This is a genomic window from Erythrobacter sp. NAP1, from assembly GCF_000152865.1.
Classification (GTDB): domain Bacteria; phylum Pseudomonadota; class Alphaproteobacteria; order Sphingomonadales; family Sphingomonadaceae; genus Erythrobacter.
The window spans coordinates 2164929-2191542 of the sequence record NZ_CH672390.1; the positions used below are offsets into that span (position 1 = coordinate 2164929).

Genomic DNA, 26614 nt, shown 5'->3' on the forward strand with positions numbered 1-26614 from the left:
TTGCGCGCGCCGTGTGATTGCGTCAAATCCTTCTTCGGCCTGCATTTCCTAGCTTGCCAATCCTTTGCGACGCGCACAAGAGCACCGGCCATGGGTGAGAGCAGACGATACGCGATCATTGGCTGCGGCATGATGGGCCGCGAGCATATGGCGAACCTTGCTCTGGTGCCGGGCGCCGATCTGGTCGCGATCGCCGATCCTGACGAAGGGTCGCGCAATGCCGCGCTTTCCCATGCGAAGACGCTTGGTCAGGATGTTTCGCTGTTCAGCGACACTGCGACCATGCTTGCCGAGGCGAGGCCAGATGCCGTCATCATCGCCTCGCCCAACTTCACGCACTTTGACGTAGTTCGCCCTGTGATGGACGCGGGGCTTGCGGTGCTCATGGAAAAGCCAATGTGCACCGCCATCGACGAGGCGCTGGTCCTCTTCGAGAAGGCGCGCGATTATCCCAACCTGTTCTGGGTCGGGCTTGAATACCGCTACATGCCGCCGGTCACCGATTTCATCCGCCGCGTCCATGAAGGGCAAGCAGGCGACATCAAGATGCTCGCGATCCGCGAGCACCGCTTTCCCTTCCTCGTCAAGGTCGGCGACTGGAACCGCTTTAACCGCAACACCGGCGGCACGCTGGTCGAGAAGTGCTGCCACTTCTTCGACCTCATGCGCCATATCCTTCGCGACGAGCCGGTACGCATCTATGCGAGCGGCGCGCAGGACGTGAACCATCTGGACGAGCGCTATGACGGTGAAGTGCCCGACATCATCGATAACGCCTTCGTGCTGGTCGACTTCGCAGGCGGAGCGCGCGCAGTGCTCGACCTGTGCATGTTTGCCGAGGGGTCTGAGGAGCAGGAGCAGATCAGCGCAGTCGGCCCGACGGGTAAGCTCGAGGTCAAGCTTCCCGGCGGCTTTGTCACCTGGTCTCCGCGCGACAAGTCGGGGCCTTTCTCCCAGCACATCGCCACCCCGCCCGATGCGCTTGCCGCTGGCGATCACCACGGTGCGACCTACTACCAGCAGCGCGACTTTCACGAGGCTTTGGTGAGCGGTAGCGCGCCGCTTGTCTCCGCACGCGACGGCTATCGCTCTGTCGTGATGGGAGCCGCCGCGCAGCAGAGCATTGCCACCGGCCTTCCGGTCGAGATCCATTTCGAAGACGAGAGTTAGGACATGCCCCAATCCATGCCTCCGGTTGGCTTCGGCCTCTGGAAGATCCCCCGCGAAGACACTGCAGCAAGCGTCGTCGAAGCCGTAAAGGCAGGCTACCGCCACTTCGACAGCGCCGCCGATTACGCCAACGAGGCCGAGACAGGCCAAGGTCTGGCCCAGGCGATGACGGACGGTCTCGTCGCCCGCGACGAGCTCTGGATCACGTCGAAGCTCTGGAACACCTTCCACGCGCCCGAGCATGTCGAGGAAGCGTGTCGCAAGACGCTTGCCGACCTTAAGCTCGATACGCTCGACCTCTACCTCATCCACTTCCCGATCGCGCTTGAGTACGTGCCGATCGAGACCCGCTACCCGCCTGAGTGGCTCCACGATCCTGACGCTGCCGAACCCGTCATGATGCCTGCCAAGGTTCCGCTCCACGAGACGTGGGCCGCGATGGAAGCGCTCGTTGACAAGGGGCTCGTGAAGCAGATCGGGGTTTGCAACTACAACTCCGCGCTGGTGCACGACCTGATGACCTATGCCCGCATCAAACCCGCGATGCTCCAGATCGAGGCGCATCCCTATCTGACGCAGGAGAAGCTCATCCGCTGCGCGAAGGGCTACGGAATCGATGTCACCGCCTTCTCTCCGCTTGGCGCGCAGAGCTATTTCGAGCTCGGCATGGCGGATGAGGGCGAGAGCCTGCTTGGCGCAGCGCCGGTGATGGTGGCAGCCCAGGCTCACGGTAAGACGCCCGCGCAAGTGCTGCTGCGCTGGGGCGTCCAGCGCGGCACCGCGGTGATACCCAAGACCTCCAAGCCCGAACGGATGCGCGAGAATCTCGACATCTTCGACTTCGAGCTTTCGTCCGTCGAGATGGCCGCGATCAGCGCGCTCAACCAGGATCGCCGTTTCAACGACCCCGGCGTCTTCACAGAAGCCGCCTTCAACACGTTTCACCCGATCTATGACTGAGAACCAGACCAGCGAGTTTCCCGGCATTATTCCGGGCGGCGGCGACTTGGCCGCCTTCATTTCGGCGAACAAGGGCGCGGTGGATGCAGCACTTGCGGATGCGGGAGCGTTGCTGTTCCGCGGCTTCGACGTGCCCGATCCACAGGCCTTCGATGCCGTGGTCGAGGGCTATGGCGAGCTGGGCTTCACCTACGAGGACTCGCTCTCCAACGCTGTGCGTACCAATGTGACGCCGCGCGTCTTCACCGCCAACGAAGCGCCGCCGACGACCGAGATCTTCCTCCATCACGAGATGGCGCAGACCCCGCTCTATCCGGCAAAGCTCTTCTTCTACTGCGAGATCGCTCCGCAAGCAGGCGGCGCGACGCCGCTTTGCCGCTCGGACTGGGTGCTCGAACGGCTTGCCAGCGACGCGCCGGCGTTCGTCGCGCGGGTCGAGGCCGAGGGCGTGCGCTACACCAATGTCATGCCGGGCGACGACGATGCGGGTTCCGGTCAGGGACGCAGCTGGCGCAGCACGTTGAGCGTTGCTGACCGCGACGGAGCCGAAGCGCGGCTCAGGCAACTTGGCTATGATTGGCAGTGGCGCGACGACGGGAGCCTTCGCGCGACCACGCCGCGCCTCGAGGCGGTGCGCGAGCTTGCCGATGGGCGCAGGACGTTCTTCAACCAGCTGATCGCCGCCTTCCGGGGCTGGGCCGACAGCCGCAACGATCCGAACCGTACGATCACGTTCGGCGATGGATCGCCGATCACGAGCGAGGACATGGCCCCGGCCATCGCCATTGCCGATGAGCTGACACACGACCTTGCGTGGCAGGCGGGCGACGTCGCGCTGGTCGACAACTTCCTCGTCATGCACGGACGCCGCCCGTTCGAGGGCAAGCGCCGGGTGCTCGCAAGCCTTGTTGCTTGAGTGCGTCGCCTGATCGCCGCGCTAGAAGCGCGAGCGCTGGATCGCCCCGTCCCTTGCGCGGGTAAAGCTTCCCCCCGTCAGGTTTCGCACGGTCCCGAAGCGGGCAAGCACAGGTGCTGTGTAGCGATGCTTGCGCAGCCGCTTTGCTGTTGATGTCATTGACGAACTCCAGTCCGAGTCTCGCCCCCGCCATCAGTCTACCTGTACCCCACGTGCCCGCAATCAGGCCGCACGCCCGATCAGGCACCCTGTCCCGCTTTGCTACCGGGCCGTCGTAAGCTTAACGCCCATAACGCGAGATTGCCCGCAATCAGCGCTCCCAGCAGCATCACGAAGGTTAAGCCCGGCCCTCCCGGCGTGGCCGCTCCGAGCGGTGAGAACAGCAGGTAGGTCGCGACCACGCAGCTGAACAGCGTCACCGCAAGCGGCTTTGCATGAGGCCATGGGGTGAGGTCGACCTGCTCGTTACGGGTGAACTTCCACGCGTTCTTGCGAGGCGCGAGCCAGCCGCAGGAGAGCATGATGCCGACCTCGATCACGAACAGGATCGCATATTGGTGGAGGAAGTGGATCGTCACCACGTCGTCCAGCGCGAACCGCAGCAGGCCGTACGCGATGACATGGAACACGATCACGATCTTGGCCCCCAGCGCAGGTACGCGGGCGGTGAAGAGGCCAACTATGACGATCACCACGGTCGGGATGTTGTAGAAGCCGGTGAAGATGCGAATGATCTGCCAGAGCCCTTCTGGCGAGAACCACAGGAGCGGCGCGACCACGAAGCTGAAGAGCGCGATCACCACGCTCGCGATCTTGGCGACCTGCACCAGTTCGGCATCGCTCGGCGGCGCGCCGTTCACGCTTTCCCTCGCAGGGCCATAGACGTCGAGGCTGAACAGCGTTGCCGCGCTGTTGAGCAGCGAGTTGAAGGACGAGAACACCGCGCCCAGCAGCACGGCGAGGAAGAAGCCCGACATCCACAATGGCAGCACGTCGCGGATGAGGCGCGGGTATGCCTCGTCGATCGTGCCCAGGCCGGGGCCATACATGTGGAAGGCGATGACGCCGGGGATCATCATCAGGAACGGCACCATGATCTTGAAGAAGCCCGATAGCAGCACCCCCTTCTGCCCCTCGGCCAGCGACTGCGCTCCGAGCGTGCGCTGGATGACGTATTGGTTGGTGCACCAGTAGAACAGGTTGGCGAAGATCATGCCGGTGAAGAGCGTGCCGAACGGCGTCGGCGCGTCGGCATCTCCGATGGCGTTGAGCTTTTCGGTATGCTCGCTGCCGAGCGTCGCCAGCCCTGCGCCAAAGTCGCCATTGCCGAGCGCAATCAGGCCGAAGACCGGCACCGCGATCCCGATGATGAGCAATCCCACGCCGTTGAGCGTATCCGACACCGCCACCGCGCGAAGCCCGCCGAAGATTGCGTAGACCGCCCCGATGCCTCCGATGGCGATGACCGTGACCACCAGCGCCTCGAAGTCGCCAAGGCCCGTCAGTGCGGGAACGTCAAAGAAGGCAATCACCGCAAGGCTGCCTGAATAGAGCACGCTGGGGATCGTCACGAGGCCATAGCCGAGCATGAACAGCACCACCGACATGCGCCTCACCATCGGGTCAAAGCGGTCACCTAGGAACTGGGGCAAGGTGGTGAAGGCACCTGCGAGGTACTTGGGCAGGAAGATGAGCGCCATCGCGATGGTCGCGACCGCTGCCGTCACCTCCCAGCCCATGCTCGACATATTGTAGCCATAAGCCGAACCGTTGAGCCCGATCAGCTGTTCTGCCGAGAGATTGGTGAGCAGCAACGAGCCCGCGATGAAGGTCGCGCCCAGCCCGCGACCGGCGAGGAAGTAGCCGTCTTTCGTCTCTGCCGTGCCGCGCGTTTTCAGCCAACTGATCCAGCCGACCAGCCCCATGAAGGCGATGCAACTGGCGAGCGTGAAGGCGATGTTCGCTCCGCTCATGCTGCGACCTGATTTGCGGGGTGGATGTTACACAAAAGGCCGCTTCTGGAAAAATGCCACACCCCCGAAATAATAGCGATTTCAGCGCGTTGCCGCGAAAACGCCTGTAGGAGGTGTGACTTTCCAGTTTTGAGGTGAGCACAGGTCTTCATCGCGCCGGTGCTTACCAAGCCGCGTGCGAGTAGGAAAACGCGGGCACTCACGAACCTGTGGCCAGCATGGCGCGGTAATGATCGCGCAAGGTGTCCTCACCGTATTCGGGCGTGGCATCCGCATCGTACTCACCCGTTTCCTCGTCGAGGACCAGCATGCTCTGGGTCGCGTAGTAATGGGCGATCCGGGCGTACTCGGCCTTCTCAGCGAACCATTTCGAGAACGGCGCACCGAGCGATAGCACCCGCGACGCGGCCATGAACAGGCGCGGCGAGATCGAGCGGAAGCGAGGTGGCTTGCCCGCGAGTTCGAACAGCATCTCTCCCTGTTCGCGCAGCGAGATCGCCGGGCCGGGACCGCCGATGGGCAGCACCTTGCCGTAGCGCTCCGCATTGCCGACGCTGTCGACGATGAAGCGCGCAAGATCGGCGTCCGAAATCGGCTTGCAGCGAGTGAGCTTTCCGTCGCCGAACAACAGGAACGGCTTGCCATCACGCACCCGCGCGACCTGCCCGGACAACGACTTGAAAAACGCAGTCGGGCGGATGATTGTGTGCGCGATATCGGCCTTGGCCAGCGCAGCCTCAAAGGCGAGCTTGGCGCGTTGGAAAGCAAGACGCGGGCGCTGCACGCAGATGGCGGAGAGCAGGATGAAATGCTCAGCGTCGCAGGCACCAGCCGCCGCTAGCAGGTTGAGATTGGCGTCGAGATCGACCGCCTTTGCATCCTTGGGCGATCCGCTGCGCGAGGCGATGCAGGAGATGACGCTCGCAGGCTTGGCTTCGCCCAAGGCGAGCACCACCGCCGCAGGATCGGACAGGTCGACCACGCGGGTCTCTGCACCCTCAAGCTCAGGCAGTTTTTCCGCCGCCTCGGTGCGCACCAGAGCCGTAACCGCATACCCGCGCGCCATGCATTCACGCACCACAGCGAGGCCAATCGTCCCGCTCGCCCCGGCGACCGCCACCCTCATCTGGCGCCCTTCATTTGGCAGGGCTCATTCGGCAGCTTCGTCCAGGTCGTCGCGGCCCATGATCTGGTCCATCTGGTCGCGCAGCAGCGGGTCCCACTCGCTGCGCAGCTTCTTGACCAGCGCGATCATCTCCTCGTTTTCCCACGGAGGCGTGTCGGCGTCCCAGACATTGGCCATCGGGACCATCATCTCGCGGTCCATATCCTCGAAAACGCGGACCAGATCCTCCGCCTTTTCGCGCGTCAGACCGAGTGCTTCGTATGCAGAGCGGCCCATCCGTAGCGAGCTGTCATAGGTTTCGCGGATAATGTCCCGGCAGCCCAGCGACCAGAGTTCGAAGACGTGGTTGCGGTCATAAGCGCGCGCGATGATGTGGACGTGGGGATAGGCCTTGTGGACGTAGGAGACGAGGCGGTTGGTCGCCTCCTTGTCGTCGATGGCAACGACGAGCAGCTTGGCGCTGTCGATACCCGCAGAGGCAAGCAGATCGGGCCGCGTCGCATCCCCGTAATAGACGCGCATTCCGAAGCGGCCGAGCCGTTCGATCTGGCTTGAGGAATAGTCGATCACGGTGGTACGATAGCCGGCGGTTTCCAGCATCCGGTCGACGATCCCGCCAACGCGCCCGCGCCCTGCGACGATGATGTCGCGGCTCTCCTCGATCGCGTCGAACTCGCGCTCGCGGTCGAAGCGCGGCAGGATCACCTTGTCGTAAAGGATGAAAAGCAGCGGCGTGATCAGCATCGACATGGCGACGACCAAGAGGAGCAGGTCTGCGGTGTCCTGAGGGATGACCGAATTGCCGACCGCAAAGCTCAAAAGGACGAACCCGAACTCGCCCGCCTGCGCGAGCGAGAGAGCAAACAGCCAGCGCGCCGTGCCACTGATCTTGAAGATGCCACCGAGCACCCAGAGCACCGCGAGCTTGGTCACGACCAGCACCGCCGTCCACATCAGCACTTCGCCCCACTGGGTCGCGAGCAGGCTGAAGTTGATACCTGCGCCCACGGTGATGAAGAACAGGCCGAGCAGCAATCCCTTGAACGGGTCGATATCGCTTTCAAGCTCGTGGCGGTATTCGCTGTTCGCCAGCACAACCCCGGCAAGGAACGTCCCGAGCGCAGGCGAAAGGCCCACGACGGTCATCAACAGCGCAATGCCGGTCACGAAGAGCAGCGCGGTTGCGGTGAACAGTTCGCGCAGGCCAGCAGAGGCGATGAAGCGGAAGACGGGCCGCGTCAGGTAATTGCCCGCCAGCGCGACGAAGGCGATGGCTCCAAGCGTGATCAGGCCCGATTGCCACGCGGGCATACCGTCCATCAAGCTACCCGCGCCGCCACCGTGGTCGCCCGCTTCACCGGCATGGCCACCGCCCGCATGGGCGACATCGGCAGCCAGCTCTGCTCCGCCCAAATCGGGCAGCGCCAGCAGGGGCAGGATCGCCAGCATCGGGATAACGGCGATGTCCTGAAACAGCAGGACCGAGAACGCCGACTGGCCGCCTTCGGACTTCATCAGACCTTTCTCGTCGAGCGTCTGCAGGATGATCGCGGTCGAAGACAGCGCCAGGATCATGCCGATCGCAAGCCCCGTCTGCCACGGATCGCCGACGATGAAGATCGCGGTCGAGGCGATCAACAGCGTGGTCACCAGAACCTGTCCCCCGCCAAGGCCGATCAGGCGGCTGCGCATCTCCCACAATTTGCGCGGTTCAAGCTCAAGCCCGATCAGGAACAGCATCATGACCACGCCGAATTCGGCGAAATGCTGAAGCTGGATGACGTCCACTCCCAGCGCGCCGAGCACCGGGCTGATCGCCATGCCTGCAATCAGGTAGCCGAGCACCGAACCCAGCCCCAGCCGGGTCGCGATCGGAACGGCAATGACGCCGACGCCGAGCAGGATGGTGGCAAGGACGAGGAAATCGGTCATCGAGGCCAAGCGCTATGGCATGACGCGGCTTCGCTCAAGCGATTAGAGGAAGGCCGACCTAAAGAAGAACTTCGAGCAGCGGGTTGGGGAACTTGCGCTCGACCGTGACGCCGTAGAAGCTTTCCATGAAGCCGGGGAGCTCGGCACATTCGACAAGGATGTCGTTTGCAAGCTCATCGCGCACGACGATGGGCGGGATCACCGCTATCCCGACCCCCTCGCGCGCGAGCAGGCGCATCATGGCCATGTCGTCGACTTCGGCAGCGATCTGGGGACGGATACCGAGACGGTCGGCCATGGAATCGAACCCCATGCGAAGCGCGGTTCCGGGTGTGGGCAGGATGAGGGGGGCTTTGGACAGTCGCTCTTCGATGGAGAGGTCTTCCTCGACCAACTCCGGCACCGCAATCAGGCCTACCGGCTGCTCATCAATGCGGGTGACGACAAAGTGACTGAGCGCGTCCGTGTCGGGCGGCTGGTTGGTGAGTACGATATCGAGCTGCAGATCGGCGAGCGCGTTGAAGAGTTCGCCCGCACTGCCCGAGCGCAGGATCACCTCGACATCGCTGCGGCCAAGGATCGGGCGAAGAAAGCCCAGCTGGAAATTGCGCGAGAGCGTGGCGAGCGATCCGACCCTAAGCGCACGGCGCTGCCGCCCCGCGGCTTGCAAAGTCGCCACCAGTTCATCGCCGCTCGCAAAGATCGAATTGGCATAGTCGAGTGCGATGTGCCCTGCCTCGGTCAATTGCAGGGATCGCCCGCGCCGCTCAAACAATTGCTGACCGAGGCGTTCCTCCAGCAGCTTGATCTGCGTCGAGACCGCGCTTTGCGAGACATTGAGGCTCTGCGCCGCGCGCGTGAGGTTCCCCATGACCGCGACGGTCTGGAAATAGCGCAGGTGGTGGAAGTTGAAGTCGCTCATCTATCGTTCTTTAAATCAGAACGTTTCGTAACAAACAATGTATTTTTCTTAAATCCGGGTTCCCGCTAGTTCGTCGCAATTCTCGCTCGCCCTAACCCCCCGGAGCCTCTCGAATGATCCACCCCTTCCTTCCTCTGGCTGCGCCGCTCATTTTCGCGATTGTCGCGCTGATCGCATGGGCGAGCCCAAGCCGCCGTCCGAAAGCGCTCCTGCGCATCGCAGAGATCGCGGCGCTCGGCACCATCGCGATCTCGCTTGCCTCGATCGTTCAGCTCGTTGTGGCAGGCCCATCAACCTCGGCGATTATCGGTTCGGGAGGGTTTGGCATTTCGGCGCGGCTTGATGCGGTGAGTGTCACGATGCTCGCCATGATCTGTTCGATCGGCTGGGTGCTTCTGCGCTATTCGGCGAACTATCTCGACGGGGAAGAGCGGCAGGGTGTTTTCATCGGCTGGATGGCAGCAACGCTCTGTGCGGTTCTGCTGTTCGTGCTGGCGGGCAATCTCGTCCAGCTGGTGGTCGCCTTCATCGCGATCAGCCTTACGCTCCAGCGCCTGCTCCTTTTCTATCCCGACCGCATTCAGGCGGTGCGCGGCGCGCGCAAGCGCTTCATAGTCGCTCGCCTTGGCGACGCGGCGCTGATCGGAGCCGCCTTCGCGCTTTGGCAGGGCTACGCCACCACCGACATCGCCACCATCCTCGCTGAAGCACGCGCGGGCAGCGCGACCACGGCAACGCTCGTCGCGGCCAGCCTGCTGGCGCTCGCGGCGATCCTCAAATCGGTGCAGTTCCCCACGCATGGCTGGCTGACCGAAGTGGTCGACACGCCCACTCCCGTCTCCGCGCTGCTACACGCAGGCGTCGTCAATGGCGGAGGCGTGCTGCTGATCCGTTTTGCTGACGTCATGCTGCTTGCGCCCAATGTGCTTGCGGTCCTTGTAGTCATCGGCGGGTTCAGCGCTTTGCTGGGCAGTCTGGCGATGCTCGGCCAGCCGGCGGTCAAGAACTCGCTCGCATGGTCGACCATCGCGCAGATGGGCTTCATGATCATGCAATGCGGCCTCGCGCTATTCCCGCTCGCCCTGCTGCACATCGTCGCGCACTCCTACTACAAGGCGCACGCCTTCCTTTCCTCGGGAAGCGCGGTCGAGAATGTCGCCGCGATCCGCAAGCCCGGCCCCATCGCCGTTCCCAGCATGCGCAACGTGATGACCGCTTTCGCGCTGGCGCTCGGCATCTATGCCGCGATCGGCGCGCTGTTCGGCCTCAGCGACAAGTCGCCGCAGGCCATCGCGCTGGGAGCGATCCTCGTCTTCGGCGTCGCTTACCTGTTCGCGCAGGGTCTTGCCGACAAGGCACCGCGCGAGCTGACCCGCAAGACGGTGATCTATTCGCTCGCCGCGTCGCTGGGATATTTCACGCTGCAACGCGTGTCGGAATGGCTGACGCAAGGCACTCTCCCTGCAACGCCCGCCCCCGGCCCGCTCGAATGGGCGCTGATCGTGCTGGCAGTGGCAAGTTTCGGCGTGGTCGCGGTTGCACAGGCGCTGTTCCCGCTCTGGGCGCTGCACCCAGCGGCATCGGGCCTTCGCGTCCACCTTTCCAACGGGCTTTACGCCAACGCCGTCTTCGACCGCCTCGTCGGCAACTGGTCGACCCGCAAGGCCCGCTGAGCGACTTCGAACAAGGATAATAACCATGAACACCCAGTTCCCAACCACCCAGTTCGAAGTCACAGCGATCGCGGTCGCCATCGAAGGCGCGATCGAGCATGCCGTTCGCCAGATCCCGCCAGCATGGCCGCTGTCGGCGACCGTCGCGGTCAATCCGTTCCTCGGCCAGACCGAAGAGACGCTCGCCGCGACCGCCGCGCGCCTTCGCCGCGTGGGCGGCGTGCCGGTCACCATGCCGCGTTCCTGGTATCGAGAGAGGATCGCCGAGGGTGAGATCACCAGCGACGACCTCGCCGCCGCGCTCGCCGCTTCGCCGCACTCGCCAAAGCCGTCGTCAATGGAAGCGCTCAAGTTCGAAGTGCAGACCGAGAGCAACAAGCCCACAGCCCTCCCCACCATCGCAGACCTTGCTTCCGATGCGAGCGGCACCGACTGGGCGGGCGTGTGCGCGGATCGCACCGGGTCGTGGCTGTCGAGCTATTTCGATGAAGGCCAGGCGCTTTGGCCCGCCATTCCGGGCCGCTCGGCCTGGGCGGCGTGGCGCACCTATGCGACACATGATCTGACGCCTGAGATCATGGGGCTTTCGGGCTTTGGCCGGATCGTCGCCGAAGCGCCGCAGAACCCCAAAGTTCTGATCGCGCGCGCGGTCGAGACATTGGGCCTCAGGGACGAGGAGATGGCGACCTATTTCCACCAGCTGCTGTTCTCGCTGGGCGGCTGGTCGCAATATGCGCGATACAAGCTGTGGCAGGCCGAACTTGCAGGCAAGACGGACGAGGTGATCTCGGACCTGCTCGCGATCCGTCTGCTCTGGGAAGAGACGCTCTACCTGCAATATGCCGGTATGGTCGCTGACGAATGGCGTGAGACCCGCGCTGCCCACGCCCGCGACACGCGCGCCGACCGGGCCGACATTGTCGATGAGATCCTTCAGGAAGCCGCCGAGCGTGCTGCCCAGCGCGACCTTGGCGCAGTGCTCGCAAGCGAAGGCCGCACGCCCACAACGGAGCGCCCCGCCATGCAAGCTGCGTTCTGCATCGACGTTCGTTCCGAAGTCTTCCGCCGCGCGCTCGAAAGCGTCGATCCGGCGATCCAGACATTGGGTTTTGCCGGCTTCTTCGGGCTTGCCGCAGAGCACCGCAGCTTTGCCTCCGACGTCGCCGAGCGCCGCCTGCCGGTGCTGCTCAACCCGTCGGTTCAGTCCGTCTCAGGCAGCGAGGGCGACAAAACCCGCGACCGCTCCACCCGCTTCACCGCCCGCGCCAAACGCGCATGGGGCCGTTTCAAGCTGGCCGCGGTTTCGTCCTTCGCCTTCGTCGAGGCGACGGGTCCGCTCTACGCTGCAAAGCTGCTGCGCGACACGTTCGGGCTTCAGACTTCTGGCAAATCACCCGAACCCGCACCGCGCCTGACGACGCGCATGGAGCTGAGCGAGCAGGTCGATGCGGCCGAGACGATCCTCAAGGCGATGTCGCTGACAGGCAATTTCGCGCCGCTCGTGCTGATCGCGGGACACGGTGCCAGCGTCACCAACAACCCGCATGCAAGCGCGCTTCATTGCGGGGCGTGCGGCGGCTATTCGGGCGAGGTCAATGCGCGATTGCTCGCTGGCCTGCTCAATACCGGAGCTGTGCGCGATGGCCTCGCGCAGCGCGGGATCGAAGTGCCCGCAGATACGATTTTCGTTGCCGCCCTGCATGATACGACCAAGGACGAAGTCACGATCTATGACGGCGACCTTGGTGGCGCAGCGCCCGATGAAGCGATCCGGCAGGCGCGCACCTGGCTGGCAATGGCGGGCGAGCTCTCGCGCACCGAGCGCAGCCGCCGCCTCCCCGGCGCTTCAAGCCAGCGCGACATTGCCCGGCGCGCACGCGACTGGTCAGAGGTTCGCCCGGAATGGGCGCTCGCCGGGTGCAAGGCCTTCATCGCTGCCCCGCGCCATCGCACCAGCGGCAAGGCGCTGGATGGTCGCGCCTTCCTGCACGACTACGATTGGCGCCATGACAAGGAAAACGGCTATTCGGTGCTCGAACTCATCATGACCGCACCGGTCGTGGTCGCGAGCTGGATCAGCCTGCAATATTACGGCTCGACCGTCGCTCCGCAGGCATTCGGTGCGGGCAACAAGCTCCTGCACAATGTCGTCGGCGGCATCGGCGTGTTCGAAGGCAATGGCGGCAACATGCGCGCCGGTCTTGCGTGGCAGTCGGTCCATGACGGCGAGAAGCTCGTCCACGAACCGCTGCGCCTCTCGGTCTGCATCGAAGCGCCGACCAGCGCCATGAACGACATCCTTAAAGCGCATCCGCAAGTGCGCGCGCTGTTCGACAATCGCTGGCTTCACCTGTTCGCCATTGGCGAGGATGGCGAGCTCGCACAGCGCTATGTCGGCGACCTCAAGTGGGTGGCGGAGAACCCGGCCAAGTCGCAAGGCAGCGACCAGCCGGAATTCGCCTCCGCCTGAGATCAGCGCATCGCGGTGCGCTGGCTTGAGCCTGCAAGCTCGATTGCCTTCTCAAGCGCCGGATCGCGGCCTTCGAGATAGGCATCGAAGGTCATGGCGACATTCACCTGCGGGGTGACGCCCATGCCCTCCTCAAAACTGGCGGTGTTGTTCCACTGGCGGAACATCGGGATGCGCAACCGCATGTCGCTTTCTGGCAGGGTCAGGAAGAAGATCACGCCCGCCGTCGGTCCTTCCGCACTGCCGCCCGTTTTCTCGCCTACCGTCACGGTGTTGGGGCGGTCTGCGAGGTGCGCCAGAATGTTGGTGCTTCCAGAAGAATTGTTGCTGCTGGTGAGGATGATGAGCTTGCCGTCGAACGCTATGTCGGTCGGGCTGACCGTCCCGGTGTCCTCCATGATCCCGTCACGCAAAGTGTAGCTGCCGTCGGCATTCGCGATGAAGCCGCGTGGGTCGGGGTTGAGCGCCGTCTGGTCCCACGTCCCGATCATCCCCTCCCACGGCGAGTGGTCGATGGTAGCCACGCGAAACTCACGCATGAAGCGCCGCTCGTCGGGCACGAGGTTCGCGACGAGCCCGATCGAGGCATCGGTCGAACCCCCGCCATTGCGCCTCAGGTCCAGGATCAGCGTGTCGCGCCCCTCATCGCGCAGCGCGTTGAACAGCGGTTGGTAAAGCTCCTGCGGGTCGACCGGCGTGCGGTAATTGACGAAGGTGTCGACCGAGAGGATCGCGGCGTTTTCGCCCACCCGCTCGAACCGCACCGCGTCCTTGAAGTTTCGCGCCCGCCCAGCCTCGCGGCCAATCGCGAGCCATTGGGCGTAGTCAATGCGCGGTGCCTCGACCGTTTCAAGCGTGCCATCCACCCGGCGCACTTCGAGCGTCGCGGTCGCGGGCACGTCCCATAGAAGCGCGCCGAAATGGTCGACCCCGCCGCCCATCACCTCGGTGCTCGCTGCGATCTCTCCGCGCCGGGCCCATTCGGTGAAGCCATCGACCGGAATGTACTTGGCGACCTGATCGACCACATCGGCGAGAGCGCGGCCGTCGATCGAGAGGATTTCATCGCCGCGCGCGAGGCCCGTGCCCTCGCCAGCGATCTCGATCACCCCGCGCGCTTCGACGAGCTCCCAGCGAAACGGCATGTAGAGCGGCTGTCCTGCGCGGCCCTCTCGCATGGCATCGGGCAATTCGGCCTTGGTGTGGTCGCAGCGGATGTTGGTGAGCGCGAGCGTCACGGAGAGGTAGAAATCGCCCGAAGTCATGCCGCCACTTCCGCGCGCTTCGTCCAGGATCGTCTGCCACTGTGCGCGCATCTCCGCTTCGCTCGCATAGCGGGTGTAGCCGGGATGGATACGCGAATAGGCATCCTCGGCAATGGCGAGGTCGGCCGCGATCTGCTCGGTGGTAAGCCACTCCTTTGCAGGATCATCATTGGCGGCGAGCGGGCTCGCAAAAGTGAGCGAGGCCATCACAGTCAGGGGGGCAGTCAGGGGGGCAGTCAGGGGCAGGTAAGCGAGGGTTTTCATATTCAAGTCTCCTTCGCCCCTTCACCTAGCCATGCTGGCAGGCGATGCGCTGCAAGAGACCACATTGCTTGAGCTTTTTACGAATTGAGACGCTTGTATTCGGACGGCGTCACCCCGGCATGCGCCTTGAACGCGCGGTTGAAGCTCGCCTTCGACCCAAAGCCGGAGGACAGCGCCACATCGAGCAGGTTGACCTCTTCGCGAAGGATCATTGAGCGCGCATGCTCGACCCTGAGCGCGTTGACGAAGTGACTGAAGCTCGTCCCCAGCCCCTGATTGAGCGCGCGCGAGACATAGGCCTGGTTCATGCCGAAGCGCCGCGAAAGCGTCTGCAGCGAGAGCGAGGATTCAAGGTGCCACCCATTGGCGATCACCTGATCGCGCAGCCGCTCGCCCTCCGCCTGCCAGTCACGTTCCCTTTCGGTATTAGCGCTCTCCACCAATTGCTCGATAGAAACCGCATCGGGCGCGAGCATCTTGGGATAGGGCTGAGTTAGCCGGGTAAGCGCTTCAAGGGAGAGCAGCATAATCGCGGCGAGCACGGCGAGGTCCCACCAGAATGCATCGACATAGGAGAGGCCCAGCGACAGGTAGAGCGCGGTTTCCAAGGCCCAGATCGCCGCAGCCACCACGCCGAGAACGATGAAATGCCCTATCCATGTCGGCTCGAAATCGTCCCCGTCCGAGCGGTTCGCATCCAGCCACGCCTTGTAGCCGCGCCGCATACGCAAGATCTCCCACAGCGACCATGCGCTAAGAGCGATTGCCGTGACCATCACGAGCGGCACGACGAAAGGCTCATGCACCGCATCGTTGAACGCCCACTTGGCGCGGTAATCGCCGAGCATGGTGAAGGCCCAGAGTTGGTAAAGCCAATAGATCGCGCCGGGTGCGAGCAGCCAATATTGCCCTCGCGGCGCAGCGCCATCGAGCAGCTGGCGCGCATGGAACAGGAGCAACGGACCGAACAGCAAGGTGAGGTCAGTCGGCAGGAAGGTGAGCCCCGGCCAGATGTCATAAGCACCCGCAAAGCCAATGATCATCGGGATCGTCGTGATCGCAATCGCGACGGCGAAAGCGGTGAACCAGGCGGAGGCGCGCCGTTCGATTCCGCGTGACAGGATGTAAAACTGCGCAACGAGAATGCTCGCCAGCACGCAGGCGAGCGCAACGCTGCGCCAGTTGAGGGTCAGTTGATCTGCGCCTTCCATCAGGCGGCTGTCTGTTCAGGAATGTTCATGCCCCTCGCCCCCTACATCCCTCACGCCGCTGGTCGTCTCAAATCATGCGAAGCGCGCTCAAGCTCGCAAAGGATTTAAGAATTGAGACGTGTGCCTTTCAGCCGGCCTCAGCCGCGGCGCGGTGGACCTGCTCGACGAACGCGGCCTTTTCCGATTCCTCCAGAAACGAACCCTCGAACGAGTTTGCCGCCAGCGTCGTGATGTCCTCGATCGAAAGGTCGAGAGCTTCGGCGACCGCACGGTAATTGTCGTTGATGTAGCCGCCGAAATAGGACGGGTCGTCCGAGTTTACCGTCGCTTTCACCCGGCTTTCGAGCATGGTGCGAACCGGGCTCTTGGCGATGTCGTCGATTACGCAGAGCTTGAGGTTTGAGAGCGGGCAAACGGTCAGCGTGTGGCCTTCGCGCACGATCCTCTCGACCAATGCCGTATCTTCCAGCGCGCGGTTGCCATGGTCGATCCGGTCGACTTCAAGCACGTCCAGTGCCTGCCAGACATATTCGGGCGGCCCTTCTTCGCCCGCATGTGCGACTAGCTTGAGACCAAGCTCGCGGCACTTGGCGAAGACGCGTGCGAATTTCTCCGGCGGATGGCCTACTTCGGACGAATCCAGCCCAACACCCTCGATCCGCTCAAGCCACGGCATCGCCTCTTCCAAGGTGGCAAAGGCCTCTTCCTCCGACAAATGGCGCAGGAAGCACATGATGAGCTTGTAGCTGATGCCAAGCCGTGCCTTGCCTTCGTCGAGTGCGCGAAGGATGCCGGTGATGACCGTCTCGAACGCAATGCCGCGCTCGGTATGGCCCTGCGGGTCGAAGAAGATCTCGACATGGCGCACATTGTCGCGATGGACACGCTCGAGATAAGCGATGGTGAGGTCGTAGAAATCCTGCTCCTCCACCAGTGCCTGCATGCCGAGGTAATAGAGGTCGAGAAACTCCTGCAGGTTCGAAAACTGATAAGCGGCGCGCACTTCCTCGACGCTGGCATAAGGCAGATCGACGCCGTTGCGCTTCGCCAGTTCGAACATCATTTCCGGCTCAAGCGAGCCTTCGATATGTAGATGCAGTTCGGCCTTGGGCACCGCGGCGATGAATGCCTCGCGGGTCTTGGTTGCGGCCCGGTCCATCAGGCTTGTCCTTTCAGTTTGAGTATCTCGTTCGCGCACGGTTTGTTTGCGCGGATTTCCTCGTCCGAAAGCCCGTTAAGCTCATGCGGGAAGATCAGCCAGTCCTCGGTCTCGCGCATATAGTAATCGGGCGTCAGGGCGGTCTGGTTTTTCGACGGCTTGTAAAAGACGGTCGCGATCTTGATCGTCTCGGGCGTGTTGCGGCGGCAGCGTTTGCCCAGCTCCTCGATGAATGCCTCGACCGAGCGGCCGGTGTCGAACACGTCGTCGACGATGAGGAGCGAATCCTCGGCATTGAGCGTGTCGATCAGGTAGCCGAGCGCATAGACTTTGACGTGGCGCGATTGCTCACCGATGCCGGTGTAGGACGAGGTGCGGATCGCGATGTGGTCGCATTCGAACCCGCGCGCTTCGAGCAATTCCTGCACCGCGATCCCGATCGGCGCGCCGCCGCGCCAGATGCCGACGATATGGCTTGGCACGAAGCCCGAAGCGATGATCTGGTTCGCGAGTGCAAACGACAATTCGAGAAGTTCGTTCGCGTCCAGATACTGTTTTTCGTGCAACGTGTGGCTCCGTCCGGTTCGAGTACGGTCCAAGAGCTAGCGATATTTCGAGAGCCGGTCCAATGCTGCGGCAAGACCGCCGGCTTTCATGGTTTAGCGTTTGTAAACACTACCAAATTACAGCGAGGTTCGAACTGGAATGGATGGTTTGAAGGGGGTTGTAATGGGTTTCATGGGGTTCGGTCGCAAGACCTTTGGTCGCAAGGGTCTCGCCCCGCTTCAACCGGAGAAGCCCAAGTCCGGCCGGATTTTCGGCAATCGCCCATCGCGCGGCGGTGGTGGTGGCTCGCCATTCGATCGCTTCTATGCCGACGCGCGCGAGCTGGTCACCAACCCATCCTATCCCGCATCCGGCTGCAACCAGGCGCTTGAGCTCCTCACCCCGGAAGAACGCGGCGATCTGCTCGCCGATATCGTCATGGGCCAAGGCCATTACGGCGAATATCAGCGCGACGCGTCAGAAGCGCAGCTGATCGCGCAGCATGGCCTTTCAAGCCTCTGGAACAAGGAAGTCGAGGTCCGCAAGGAGCATCTTGCCGCGCTGCTCACGATCCTGCTCCGCAACAAGGATTATCGCCAGCGCTACTATTACGAGACGCAGGTCTCCAAGCTGCTCAAACTGATCAACAGCGCGATCAAGCAGGGCGCTTACCTGTCCTCAGGCGATTGCGAGGCGCTCGCCGAGATGGCGAGCGAGATCCGGCAAGCGCGCTCGACCTATCGCAAGTCCGACACCAAGAAGATGATCCTGCGCGCCGAGAAGCTAGAGAAGCTCGCCGGTGTCGAGGTGAGCGCGACCGAGTTCCTGATGGAGCGCTGTGAGGGCGCGGAAAACGAGTTTGCGATCCCCGACAAGGACCGTCCGAACGCGCAGTTCTGGGCCGACCTGCTGGCTGAGGTCGCGACCAATCTGAACGATATCCGTCTCGCCACCAAGGGCTCGAAACGCGCCAATTGGGCGAGCACCGAAGCGGCCTTCAACGAGCAATGGCCCGCCTGCGGCGACGTGCGCCCGAGCTATACCGACTGGAAAAGTTCCGCCCAACCGGTCGCAGAGCTCAAGGCCAACAATGGCCGACGCAATGGCTGGGCCGATACGGAAGCCTACCGCACGCTCCCCGGCGCAATCGCGGGCGCGGTTGCGCATTCGCGATATGACTGGAGCATGGGCCAGATTCCCGGCCTCGATGTGCTGGCCGACCTTGAGAACCCCGCCTGGACCGCTTTGGTCGAGCATCTTATCACCCAGCGCCGCGCAACCAAGGCGACGAAAACCTGGCTCAAGGAAGCGCTTGAGCTGTGCAAGCCGCTCGGCCTCGAAACGGTGGAGGAGAAGCTGCACGATTGGCTTGCGCTGTTCCATTCGCCCGCGCTTGGCCGCGCGAACTACACCTCGGTCATCAATGGCGACCGCTTTGCCTACACGATCGACCTGCTCGAAGAAGCGCATGGCGACTGGCCACAAGGCCACGCTGACGAGGTCGCAGCGCTTGGCAAGGCCATCGCGATCTGCGTCGCCAGCGGCAGCAGGGACGGGATCAACTACGCGCTGAGCACCAATCTCGTGCTGACCGACGATCACAGCTACAAGAACAAGACCGCGACGACCGGCGTGCTTCACATGCCCAAGCCAAGCTACAAGCATGCCGACGGCCGCACCGCCTACAAGTCGCTTTCCAGCTTCATGCGGCTGAGCGTCGAGAACGAGGAATTCGTGCGCGGAGCGTTGTGGCTGGTGGCGCTGATGCCCAACCGGGCGCGCGCGATCGAGGCGCTGGAACTCACCGCACTGAGCGCAGCGACTTATCTTTGGACCGGCGAGGACGCGATGCGTTCGAAGATCATCGCCAACGCCGCCATCGCGACGCTGATCGCGATGGGGGGCGACGATGTCGATGCACCGGTGCTGCGCCTCTCGAAACTGGTCGAGCACCGCACCGTTCAAGCACCGCTGCTCAAGCACCTCAACGCCGAAAGCTGAGGCGGGGCAAGGCGAGGCGTTCAGCCGAACTCCTCGTAGCCCTTGCGGGTCTTCTCAAGCGTGAGCTTGTTCGCCTCGCGCCGCGCACGGTCTTCGTCCGCGAAGGACTTGATCACGCGCTGGCCCTTGGTCCCCACCCGCCCGAATTCGACGATCAGGTCGGCCCCATCGACGCCCACGCGCCAGAACTTGTTCGAAGCGCCCGCGACGAGGCGGTATTCGGTCATGCCGGTTGCCTGGCCTTGAGCCTCGTCCTGCTGAGCCTCGCCTTGTTCGGGCGCGGCCTCGGCGGGAGCAGGTTCGGGCGTGGCTATCGGGGTAATGGTCGTGCCCGCGATTGGATCGGGGTCCGCAAGCTCCCAGCTTGAACGGGCAAGCTCGCGCTCGATCCGCTCTACCACCGCGCCGCGATTGCGCAGCCAGCTGGTCACCGGCACATCGACCACCCGCCAGCCAAAAGCGCGCAGGATGCCGGGCCGGAAAACGTATCGCTCCTCGATAGCCTCAGGCGACGTCGTCTCGCGGTCGAGCAACACGCCAAGCGCATAGCCCCCGCCCTCAGGATCGACGATGGCGAGGTCGCAGCGGAAGCTTGCCCCGCCGACATGCTCGTGAACCTCGTGTCCCTTGGCGCGCAAAGCTGCCGCGATGGCGCTTCGCACCGGATCATTGGGCAATTCGGCATCAAAGGTTTGCGCCGCATCCGGGTTGAGCGTTGCAAGCACGGCCTGCGCGTTGTCATGCGCGCCGTCCGATTGCGCCTCGGCAAAGGCGAGGAAGCTGCGAAGCGCGCGTGCGCCGTCATTGTGGATGTTGGTGATCGCCTCGGGCGCGATGGTGGAGACGATTGCCATGTGCCGTTTCGCGCGGCTGAAGATCACGTTGAGGCGCTTTTCCCCGCCGCGCTGGTTGATGGGTCCGAAATTCATCACCATCCGCCCGTTCGGACCGGGCGCATAGCACACGCTCATCAGGATGATGTCGCGCTCGTCCCCTTGCACGTTTTCGAGGTTCTTGACGAAGAGGCCGGTATATTGCCCGTCATCCTCGCGCTCGACTTCGCGGGTGAGCGCGGCGGCGAAGGGTTCGTCCTCTGCCGCCAGCTTCTCGAGCGCGTCCTCGATCTCCGATTGCTGCGCTTCGGAGAAGGCGACGATGCCGATGGTTTGCCCTGTCTCGCGCATAAGAAGCTCGCGCACGATCCCTGCGATATAGCGCGCTTCGGGCAGGTTGGCGCGGCGGTCGTAGACGCCATCCTCGATCCGGTGCGCGCTGATCGGCGCGGCGAGCAGGCGGTCGACGCCTGTGCTCCACGCGCCCTCATCCTCGGAATTGACCGGAGCGCCAGCCGCATCGCGCTTGCGCAATGAACGGTCGGGGATGGTGACGAGTTCGCCTGCGTAGAACGCGGCGTTCGAAAAGCTGATCAGCGCCTCGAAGCGGCTGCGATAATGCCATGCGAGCAAGGTCGCTGGCAGGTTCCGCGCCGCCTGGCTGAGCAAGCTGTCGGCGTCGAGAACGATCGCAATGCGTTCCCCGCCCTCTTCGGCGACGATCTCCATGTCCTCGTCGTTCTGCGAGGTTGCGAAGAAGCTGGTTGGCGGCAGCTGCATTTCGTCGCCCACAATCACCACCTGCTGCGACCGGCACAGTGCGGGCACGGCATCTTCGGTCGGGACCTGGCTCGCCTCGTCGAAGATTACGACATCGAACAAATCGGGTTCGAGCGGGAGTGTGTCAGAGACCGAAAGCGGACTCATCAGCCAGACGGGTTTCAGGTCATTGACCACGCGGCCCGTGTCGCCGCTCGCCAGTTCGCGGATCGACTTGTAGCGCATGGTCTTGCCGAACTCGTGCTCGAGCTCGCGCCTGCCATTGGCGTAGACCTTCTTGAACGCGCGCCCGTCATTGTCGAGCTGCGTCACCGAGGTCTCGGAGATCTTCACATTGTCGCGGAACTGGCGGTGAAGCGTCGCGCGGATCGCCGCCGAGTTCTGGTCGCGCACCACCTCGCGCGCGGCAGAGGCCCGGCGCGAGATAGCGATCATGCGGTCGATGTCAAAGCGGCGGATCTCCGGATTGCCGCGCTCTTTCTGTGCAATCGCTTCATCGACAATCAGCGCCTCGATCCCGCCAAGCGGCAGGGGCAGCTGGGTGAGAGCTCGCGCCACCGCTTCGGGCGCGCTGTGCAGCTCTGTCAGGTGCGGGAGGCAGTCGGGAAGCTCGTCGAGATTTTCGCGCAGATCGCGCAGCAATTCGGCAAGCTCATCAAGCGTAATGTCACCCAGAGTACCAAGCGTGCTCTCGACGGTCTCGCTGAGCGAGCGCATGGCGGAGGCAGCCTGCGCCATGCGGGCAAGTATCGATGCGCCGTTGGGAGACGAGGAAAGCGCGAGCAATTTCTCGGTCGCCTTCGAAGGCGTGCCTTCGAGGATCGTGTTTCGAAATGCGAGCAGGCCGGCAAGATCATCGGTGCCGAGACGCTCCTCAATCGCCTTGCGTCCGCTCGCCAACTCCTCACGCGCGCCGTGAAGCTGCGACAGCGTTTCTAGCACGGCGGTGATCTTGGGCTTCACTGCGTGCGACGCGAAGTCGTACCGCGAGGCGACAGTCGCCTTGAGCGTGCGCCACTCGCCGCTGAAGAACGCGAAAAGGGAACCTTCTTTCGAGCGCGCCAGATCAAGCGCGGCGGCGGTATCGGCGGGATCGAGCGGATCGCTCCACCCGCTTGACTGTTTAGCGGCCTCCCTCTCTGCCTCTTCGAGCGAGGCGATGCGGCTGACATCGGCTTTCAGCGCCTTGGTATCGTCCGAAAGCGGGTCGAGCAGGCCGGGCGAATTCGCAAGGCCGGTCGCCGCCATCTTCTCGGCAAGCGCGACAATCTCGCTCGCCTCGGCAAAGGCGCTGCCGCCGGAAACCGGAATGTCTGCATCCTCGAACAGGGGGTCGAGCCGCTGGAGCTGGTTTTCGGCATTATCGATGGCGGCTTCGATCGTGGCGTAGGGGCGATCCTGACGAAGGATGTCGGCGCGCAGCCGTGCAAAGGGATGCACCGCGATCTGCGAGACGCCAACCAGTTCGTGCATCGCGCGGGTCACGCGCTCGATCATCGCTCGGCTGGCATCCCATTGCGACAGGTCGGGCAACATCTCTCGCGTCGCCGCCCCTACCGATCCATCGGGCGCAGGCAGCATCGCAGCGCGGCGCACAAGATCGCGCAGCGAAGCGCCATTGCCTTCATCCGCAGCCCCGACGACCGCCTCGAATGCAGCGATTTGCTGCAAATGCTCCTTCAACGCAGCAACTGTTTGCGAACGCGCAGCGCGCGCGTCTTCGAGCTGATCCGAAGTCCGCCCCCAGCGCTCGTAATGGTCGCGCAGATCGGCGATGAAGTCCTTTTTGTCGTCCTGCGCATCGTGGATGATCGTGGCGAGCCCATCGAGGCCAGCCTGCCCCAGCCGGTGATACACCACGTCGAGCGCCGCGCGCTTCTCGCACACGAACAGTACCCGTTTGCCCTGCCCCGCATAGTCAGCGATCAGGTTGGTGATCGTCTGCGACTTGCCGGTGCCCGGCGGCCCCTGGATTATGTAGCTGCGCCCCGTGCGCGCGAAGGCGACCGCCTGTTCCTGCGTCGCATCGCTCGGCACGACACTCCACTGCTCCTCAGGCGGGATCGGCGGCGGCGCATCCTCGACGAAGGGGCGCGGTTCGATCGAGAAGACCTGGTCGAAGCCCGGCTGCGTTTCAGGGTCTTCGATCAGCGCGTTGTAATCGCGCACCAGCGACATCTTCTTGTAGTTGAAGTTTGCAAGCGTCACGCCGGTGAGGTCGATCGACCACGAGAACTTGTGCCCCTCGCCGCTCGCCTTTCCGTATGACAGCGCTTCGGTTTCGGCGACCATCAACTCGCGCTTGGCCTTATAGCCACCGCCTGCCGCCATGCGCTGCGGGAGAGCATCGGGCTTCACGAACTTCTCAAACAGGGCAAGGCCGAGCGGGCGATAATCGTCGCGCGAATAGTTGAAGTCGGCTTTGGCGCTGATCCTCTCCTTGCGGCCCGAGCGGCGGCGGTTGAACTTGTTCACCCGCGCAACGGCGCGCTGCATGATGAGGCGGATTTCGGGCCGTTCCTGCAATTCCAGCCGCACGCCGGGCTCACTCTCATGGATCTGCGTGCGGATCGCCTCGTGCACTGCCTCAATCGGTGTTTCGGAAAGATCGACGCTTTCAGGCAGTTCGATGTCGTAAAGCTGACGCAGCATGTGGCGCAGCGCCGGGTTGAATTCCGCGATGCTGTCCTGGCAGGTCATCACGTACTGATCGCGCACGCCCTTGCGCTTTTTAACTTCAACCGGAAGCCACAGAAGCGGCGAGCTGATGCGGTCCTCGGGCGCTTCCTTGAGGTTGTGCCAGTGCAGGAACGCGACCGTCAGGCGCAGGCTGGAGAAGCCGTATTCATTCCGGTTGCGCCGGTTTTCCTGCATGATCCGGTCAAGCTGCGAGGGGATCTGCGGCTGGTCTTCGAAACGCAGCCAGCGATTGAGCGGCACGGATTTCCCGCCCAGCACGTCCTGCGTGAACTTGCCCTTCCACGTGCACAGCGAATCGGCCCGCACGCTCTCGATCCGCATCACCATCGGCATGCTGGCTTCGGTCAGGTTGATCGAGCTTTGCGTGGCGCGGAAGTGGATCAGGCGGTTGCGGCGCGAGAGGTCGAACAGCCGATCGCGCAAATGCGAAAGCACCGCCGCGCGGCGTCCGGGCACGCCTTGCGCCTCGGCCATGACGCGCTCGACCTCGATGCCCGTGGGCTGGTCGCGCCACGTGTCGAGCCGTCGTGCAAGCTCGGCCACATCGGTCGCGCGCGAATGCCGGTTCAGTTCGGTGGCTTCGAGGATCAGCGAGGCAATGACCGGGTGCAGGCGCGGCGCGATGGCAAACAGGTTGTCGCGATTGAGCGAAAACTGCTTGAGATCCTCAAACTCCCTCGGGTCGATCCCGCAGGCGAGCGAAGCCATGATCATGCCGAGCTGGAAGACGTCGGTGATCTCGTCGTGATGGCCAAGCTCGATTTCCCAGCTTCGCAGCCCGGTCATGTAGGACGGGGCCTTTAGATCGATTTCGTCGCCCTCGAGTACCGAGAGATCATCGATCTTGGTGCCGCGTTCCTCGTCCTGCGTGACGCGGTAATTGCCGACCAGTTTGAGCGCGCTGGAGACCTGCGGCTGGATGTCGTGGATGGCTTTCAGATTGCTGCTCGGAGCCTCGCCCGTCGTATCAGCGAGTGCCAGTTGGCCGTCTTCGAGCTCCACCACGCTGTCGAGCGCGATCCTTGCGACTAGCCCCTGTTCATGAAGCTGCGCGACCTGCCGCATGAGGCCGAGCATCGCGTGAACGACATCGTCCTGCGAGAGCATGCGCGCATCCTCGAGAACCGCGCCCAGAAGCCGGGTCGGTGCTGCCTGTTCCAATGTCTCGCTCATGCTGTCTTCGCCGCCTGCGCAACCAGCTTGTCACTGCGCGCCTTGGTCCATTTAAGGTCGCGCCGCAGCGCGCCGGTCATGCGCTCGCTCGCCCCGATTTCTGAAGCGATCTTGGCCCCCGCCAACATCACCGCGTCGGTCGCGTCGGGATCGGCCATCGCAATATCGAAAGTGAGCGCGACGAAGTAGTCGCGCGTCGCGTCATCGATCCGCTCGACGCCGATTTCAGCGAGATCCAGCGGCGTCTCTTCGCGCTTGCCGAAGTCAGGAAAATACGCGCGCAGCTGGGTCGTGATCTCCTCACCCGCATCCTCGATATCGACCATCAATCGGGCAAGGAATGCGCGGGTCATTTCCGTCAATTTGCTCTGGCCGAGCAGGTCGAGCGCCTCGATCGAAAGCGGGCCCTGGAGCTGCTTTTCAAGCCATGGCTCCATCTCCGGATCGCCTGACCACCACAACTGAAGCGCGCGCGCGCGCACATACGCCTCTGGGTGCGAGAGCCCTTGCGACTTGCCGCCGCGCGTTTCGACCTCTTGCGCCTGACGCAGGTAGGCGTCGGGATCGACATTGGTGAGACCGGTCATGACCTTGACCAGCACCGCAACCGATGGCTCGAAAGCACCCGCCGCAATCGCTGCGCCGCGATCGGCGAAAAGTTCGGTGTGAAGGCTGAGCAGTCGTGCCGTCTCGCGGTGCGACGGCTTAGCGTCCGGATAGGCCAGCGCGTGTTCGAACACGCGGTTCGCGCGATAATGCTCGCCTTCACCAATCGACCACAGCAGGTAATGCGACAATTCGTGGCCAAGCAGCGCGAGCAGTTCGGCCTCGTTAAGCTTTTCAAGGATCGGGCCGAAGAAGATCATGTGGATCTCGCCGGGCGTATAGACGAGGCTTGCATTCATAGTGCCGTCATTCGCCTGGTAGAGCGTGACCGGCGCCTCGATCCCGAGCCGTTCCATTGCCGTGCGACATGCCTCGAACACCTCCGGATGGCCCGCAGGCTCCAACCGGTATGTATCGCGCAGCATGGTGTCGCGAATTTCGCCAAATTCCTTCGTCTGGGCCTCTGAGGCGGACCATTCCCATGCATGCGATTCTTCGCGCTTGAGATGCGCGATCACGTCATCATGATATCGAAAAGGCGCGAGCGAACGCTCCTGCGCTGATACTTCCATTCCCCGACCCCAAGGTAACTGTCTCGTAAAGCTAGCTTATAATTCGAAGGGCTTAAAGACAGGTATTTGCTGCGCGCAATTGCGCGATCGAGCCGGCAGGGTTGGTCACAGGACGATACCTGAAGCCAGGACGAAAAATGCCCCCGCAATCTCTAAGGATGGCGGGGGCTAAGTTCGGGGGCACCGCGGGTCATTGAACGATGCAAAGAGAAATATGCACAGCGCGCCAAAAGGTTGCATTGTAACGAAAATTTTTCCTGATCGCGGGATTTGACGGGCCCCTTCGTGGCCTCGGATCGGCTCGAGCCGCTCTTCGATGCAGGTTTCGAAGTGAAATACCGCGAATAGAGGTTGATGGGGCG

17 protein-coding genes are annotated in these 26614 nt (G+C 63.2%); 6 read left to right on the plus strand and 11 right to left on the minus strand.

The genetic code is table 11. The features are described from left to right. Positions 1-90 precede the first annotated feature (90 nt). The 3 genes from NAP1_RS10275 to NAP1_RS10285 are packed head-to-tail and all read left to right on the plus strand — an operon-like array spanning position 91 to position 3046. Positions 91-1170 (plus strand): Gfo/Idh/MocA family protein, encoded by a 1080-nt coding sequence (locus tag NAP1_RS10275; protein WP_007165223.1) that lies wholly within the window; start codon positions 91-93, stop codon positions 1168-1170. A gap of 3 nt (positions 1171-1173) precedes the next feature. After that, complete coding sequence (locus tag NAP1_RS10280; protein ID WP_040464403.1) at positions 1174-2130, plus strand: aldo/keto reductase; 957 nt, start codon at positions 1174-1176, stop codon at positions 2128-2130. Continuing rightward, entirely contained in the window at positions 2123-3046 is a 924-nt protein-coding gene (locus tag NAP1_RS10285) for a TauD/TfdA family dioxygenase (RefSeq protein ID WP_007165225.1), read from the plus strand. Before NAP1_RS10280 ends, NAP1_RS10285 begins: the two co-directional genes overlap by 8 nt. A gap of 21 nt (positions 3047-3067) precedes the next feature. Here the strand turns inward: NAP1_RS10285 and NAP1_RS16485 are convergent, their stop codons facing one another. The 5 genes from NAP1_RS16485 to NAP1_RS10305 form a co-directional block, all read right to left on the minus strand. Then, positions 3068-3205, minus strand: a complete 138-nt coding sequence (locus NAP1_RS16485; protein ID WP_156777248.1) for a hypothetical protein — start codon at positions 3203-3205, stop codon at positions 3068-3070. An 80-nt stretch (positions 3206-3285) separates the two neighbouring features. Then, the gene (locus NAP1_RS10290; protein WP_007165226.1) at positions 3286-5019 is read right to left on the minus strand and encodes a solute:sodium symporter family transporter; all 1734 of its coding nucleotides are present in this window, start codon (positions 5017-5019) and stop codon (positions 3286-3288) included. A gap of 199 nt (positions 5020-5218) precedes the next feature. Further along, positions 5219-6145, minus strand: a complete 927-nt coding sequence (locus tag NAP1_RS10295; RefSeq protein WP_007165227.1) for an NAD(P)H-binding protein — start codon at positions 6143-6145, stop codon at positions 5219-5221. A gap of 24 nt (positions 6146-6169) precedes the next feature. Continuing rightward, on the minus strand, positions 6170-8077 hold the full coding sequence (locus tag NAP1_RS10300; RefSeq protein WP_007165228.1) for a cation:proton antiporter: 1908 nt from the start codon (positions 8075-8077) through the stop codon (positions 6170-6172). 58 nt (positions 8078-8135) lie between these two features. Beyond that, entirely contained in the window at positions 8136-8999 is an 864-nt protein-coding gene (locus tag NAP1_RS10305) for a LysR family transcriptional regulator (RefSeq protein WP_007165229.1), read from the minus strand. Positions 9000-9112: 113 nt separating this feature from the next. On the opposite strand from NAP1_RS10305, the gene NAP1_RS10310 reads away from it, so the two are divergent. After that, complete coding sequence (locus NAP1_RS10310; RefSeq protein WP_007165230.1) at positions 9113-10672, plus strand: proton-conducting transporter membrane subunit; 1560 nt, start codon at positions 9113-9115, stop codon at positions 10670-10672. A gap of 25 nt (positions 10673-10697) precedes the next feature. Next, positions 10698-13142, plus strand: a complete 2445-nt coding sequence (locus tag NAP1_RS10315) for a YbcC family protein (protein ID WP_007165231.1) — start codon at positions 10698-10700, stop codon at positions 13140-13142. A 2-nt stretch (positions 13143-13144) separates the two neighbouring features. Here NAP1_RS10315 and NAP1_RS10320 read toward each other — a convergent pair whose 3' ends face one another. The 4 genes from NAP1_RS10320 to NAP1_RS10335 form a co-directional block, all read right to left on the minus strand. Continuing rightward, complete coding sequence (locus tag NAP1_RS10320; protein WP_040464405.1) at positions 13145-14671, minus strand: S41 family peptidase; 1527 nt, start codon at positions 14669-14671, stop codon at positions 13145-13147. 77 nt (positions 14672-14748) lie between these two features. Further along, on the minus strand, positions 14749-15882 hold the full coding sequence (locus NAP1_RS10325; RefSeq protein ID WP_007165233.1) for an AraC family transcriptional regulator: 1134 nt from the start codon (positions 15880-15882) through the stop codon (positions 14749-14751). Between the two features lie 127 nt (positions 15883-16009). Then, positions 16010-17041 (minus strand): adenosine deaminase, encoded by a 1032-nt coding sequence (locus tag NAP1_RS10330; RefSeq protein WP_007165234.1) that lies wholly within the window; start codon positions 17039-17041, stop codon positions 16010-16012. Next, positions 17041-17607, minus strand: a complete 567-nt coding sequence (locus NAP1_RS10335; protein ID WP_007165235.1) for a phosphoribosyltransferase — start codon at positions 17605-17607, stop codon at positions 17041-17043. The genes NAP1_RS10330 and NAP1_RS10335 overlap by 1 nt, the downstream gene beginning before the upstream one ends. 163 nt (positions 17608-17770) lie before the next feature. Here NAP1_RS10335 and NAP1_RS10340 point away from each other — a divergent pair, with 163 nt between their 5' ends. Continuing rightward, a complete protein-coding gene (locus tag NAP1_RS10340; protein WP_007165236.1) occupies positions 17771-19588 on the plus strand; it encodes a hypothetical protein in 1818 nt (605 codons plus the stop codon). Between the two features lie 20 nt (positions 19589-19608). Here the strand turns inward: NAP1_RS10340 and NAP1_RS10345 are convergent, their stop codons facing one another. Continuing rightward, the gene (locus NAP1_RS10345; RefSeq protein ID WP_007165237.1) at positions 19609-25074 is read right to left on the minus strand and encodes an AAA domain-containing protein; all 5466 of its coding nucleotides are present in this window, start codon (positions 25072-25074) and stop codon (positions 19609-19611) included. Then, positions 25071-26252, minus strand: a complete 1182-nt coding sequence (locus NAP1_RS10350; protein WP_007165238.1) for a M48 family metalloprotease — start codon at positions 26250-26252, stop codon at positions 25071-25073. Before NAP1_RS10350 ends, NAP1_RS10345 begins: the two co-directional genes overlap by 4 nt. Positions 26253-26614 lie beyond the last annotated feature (362 nt).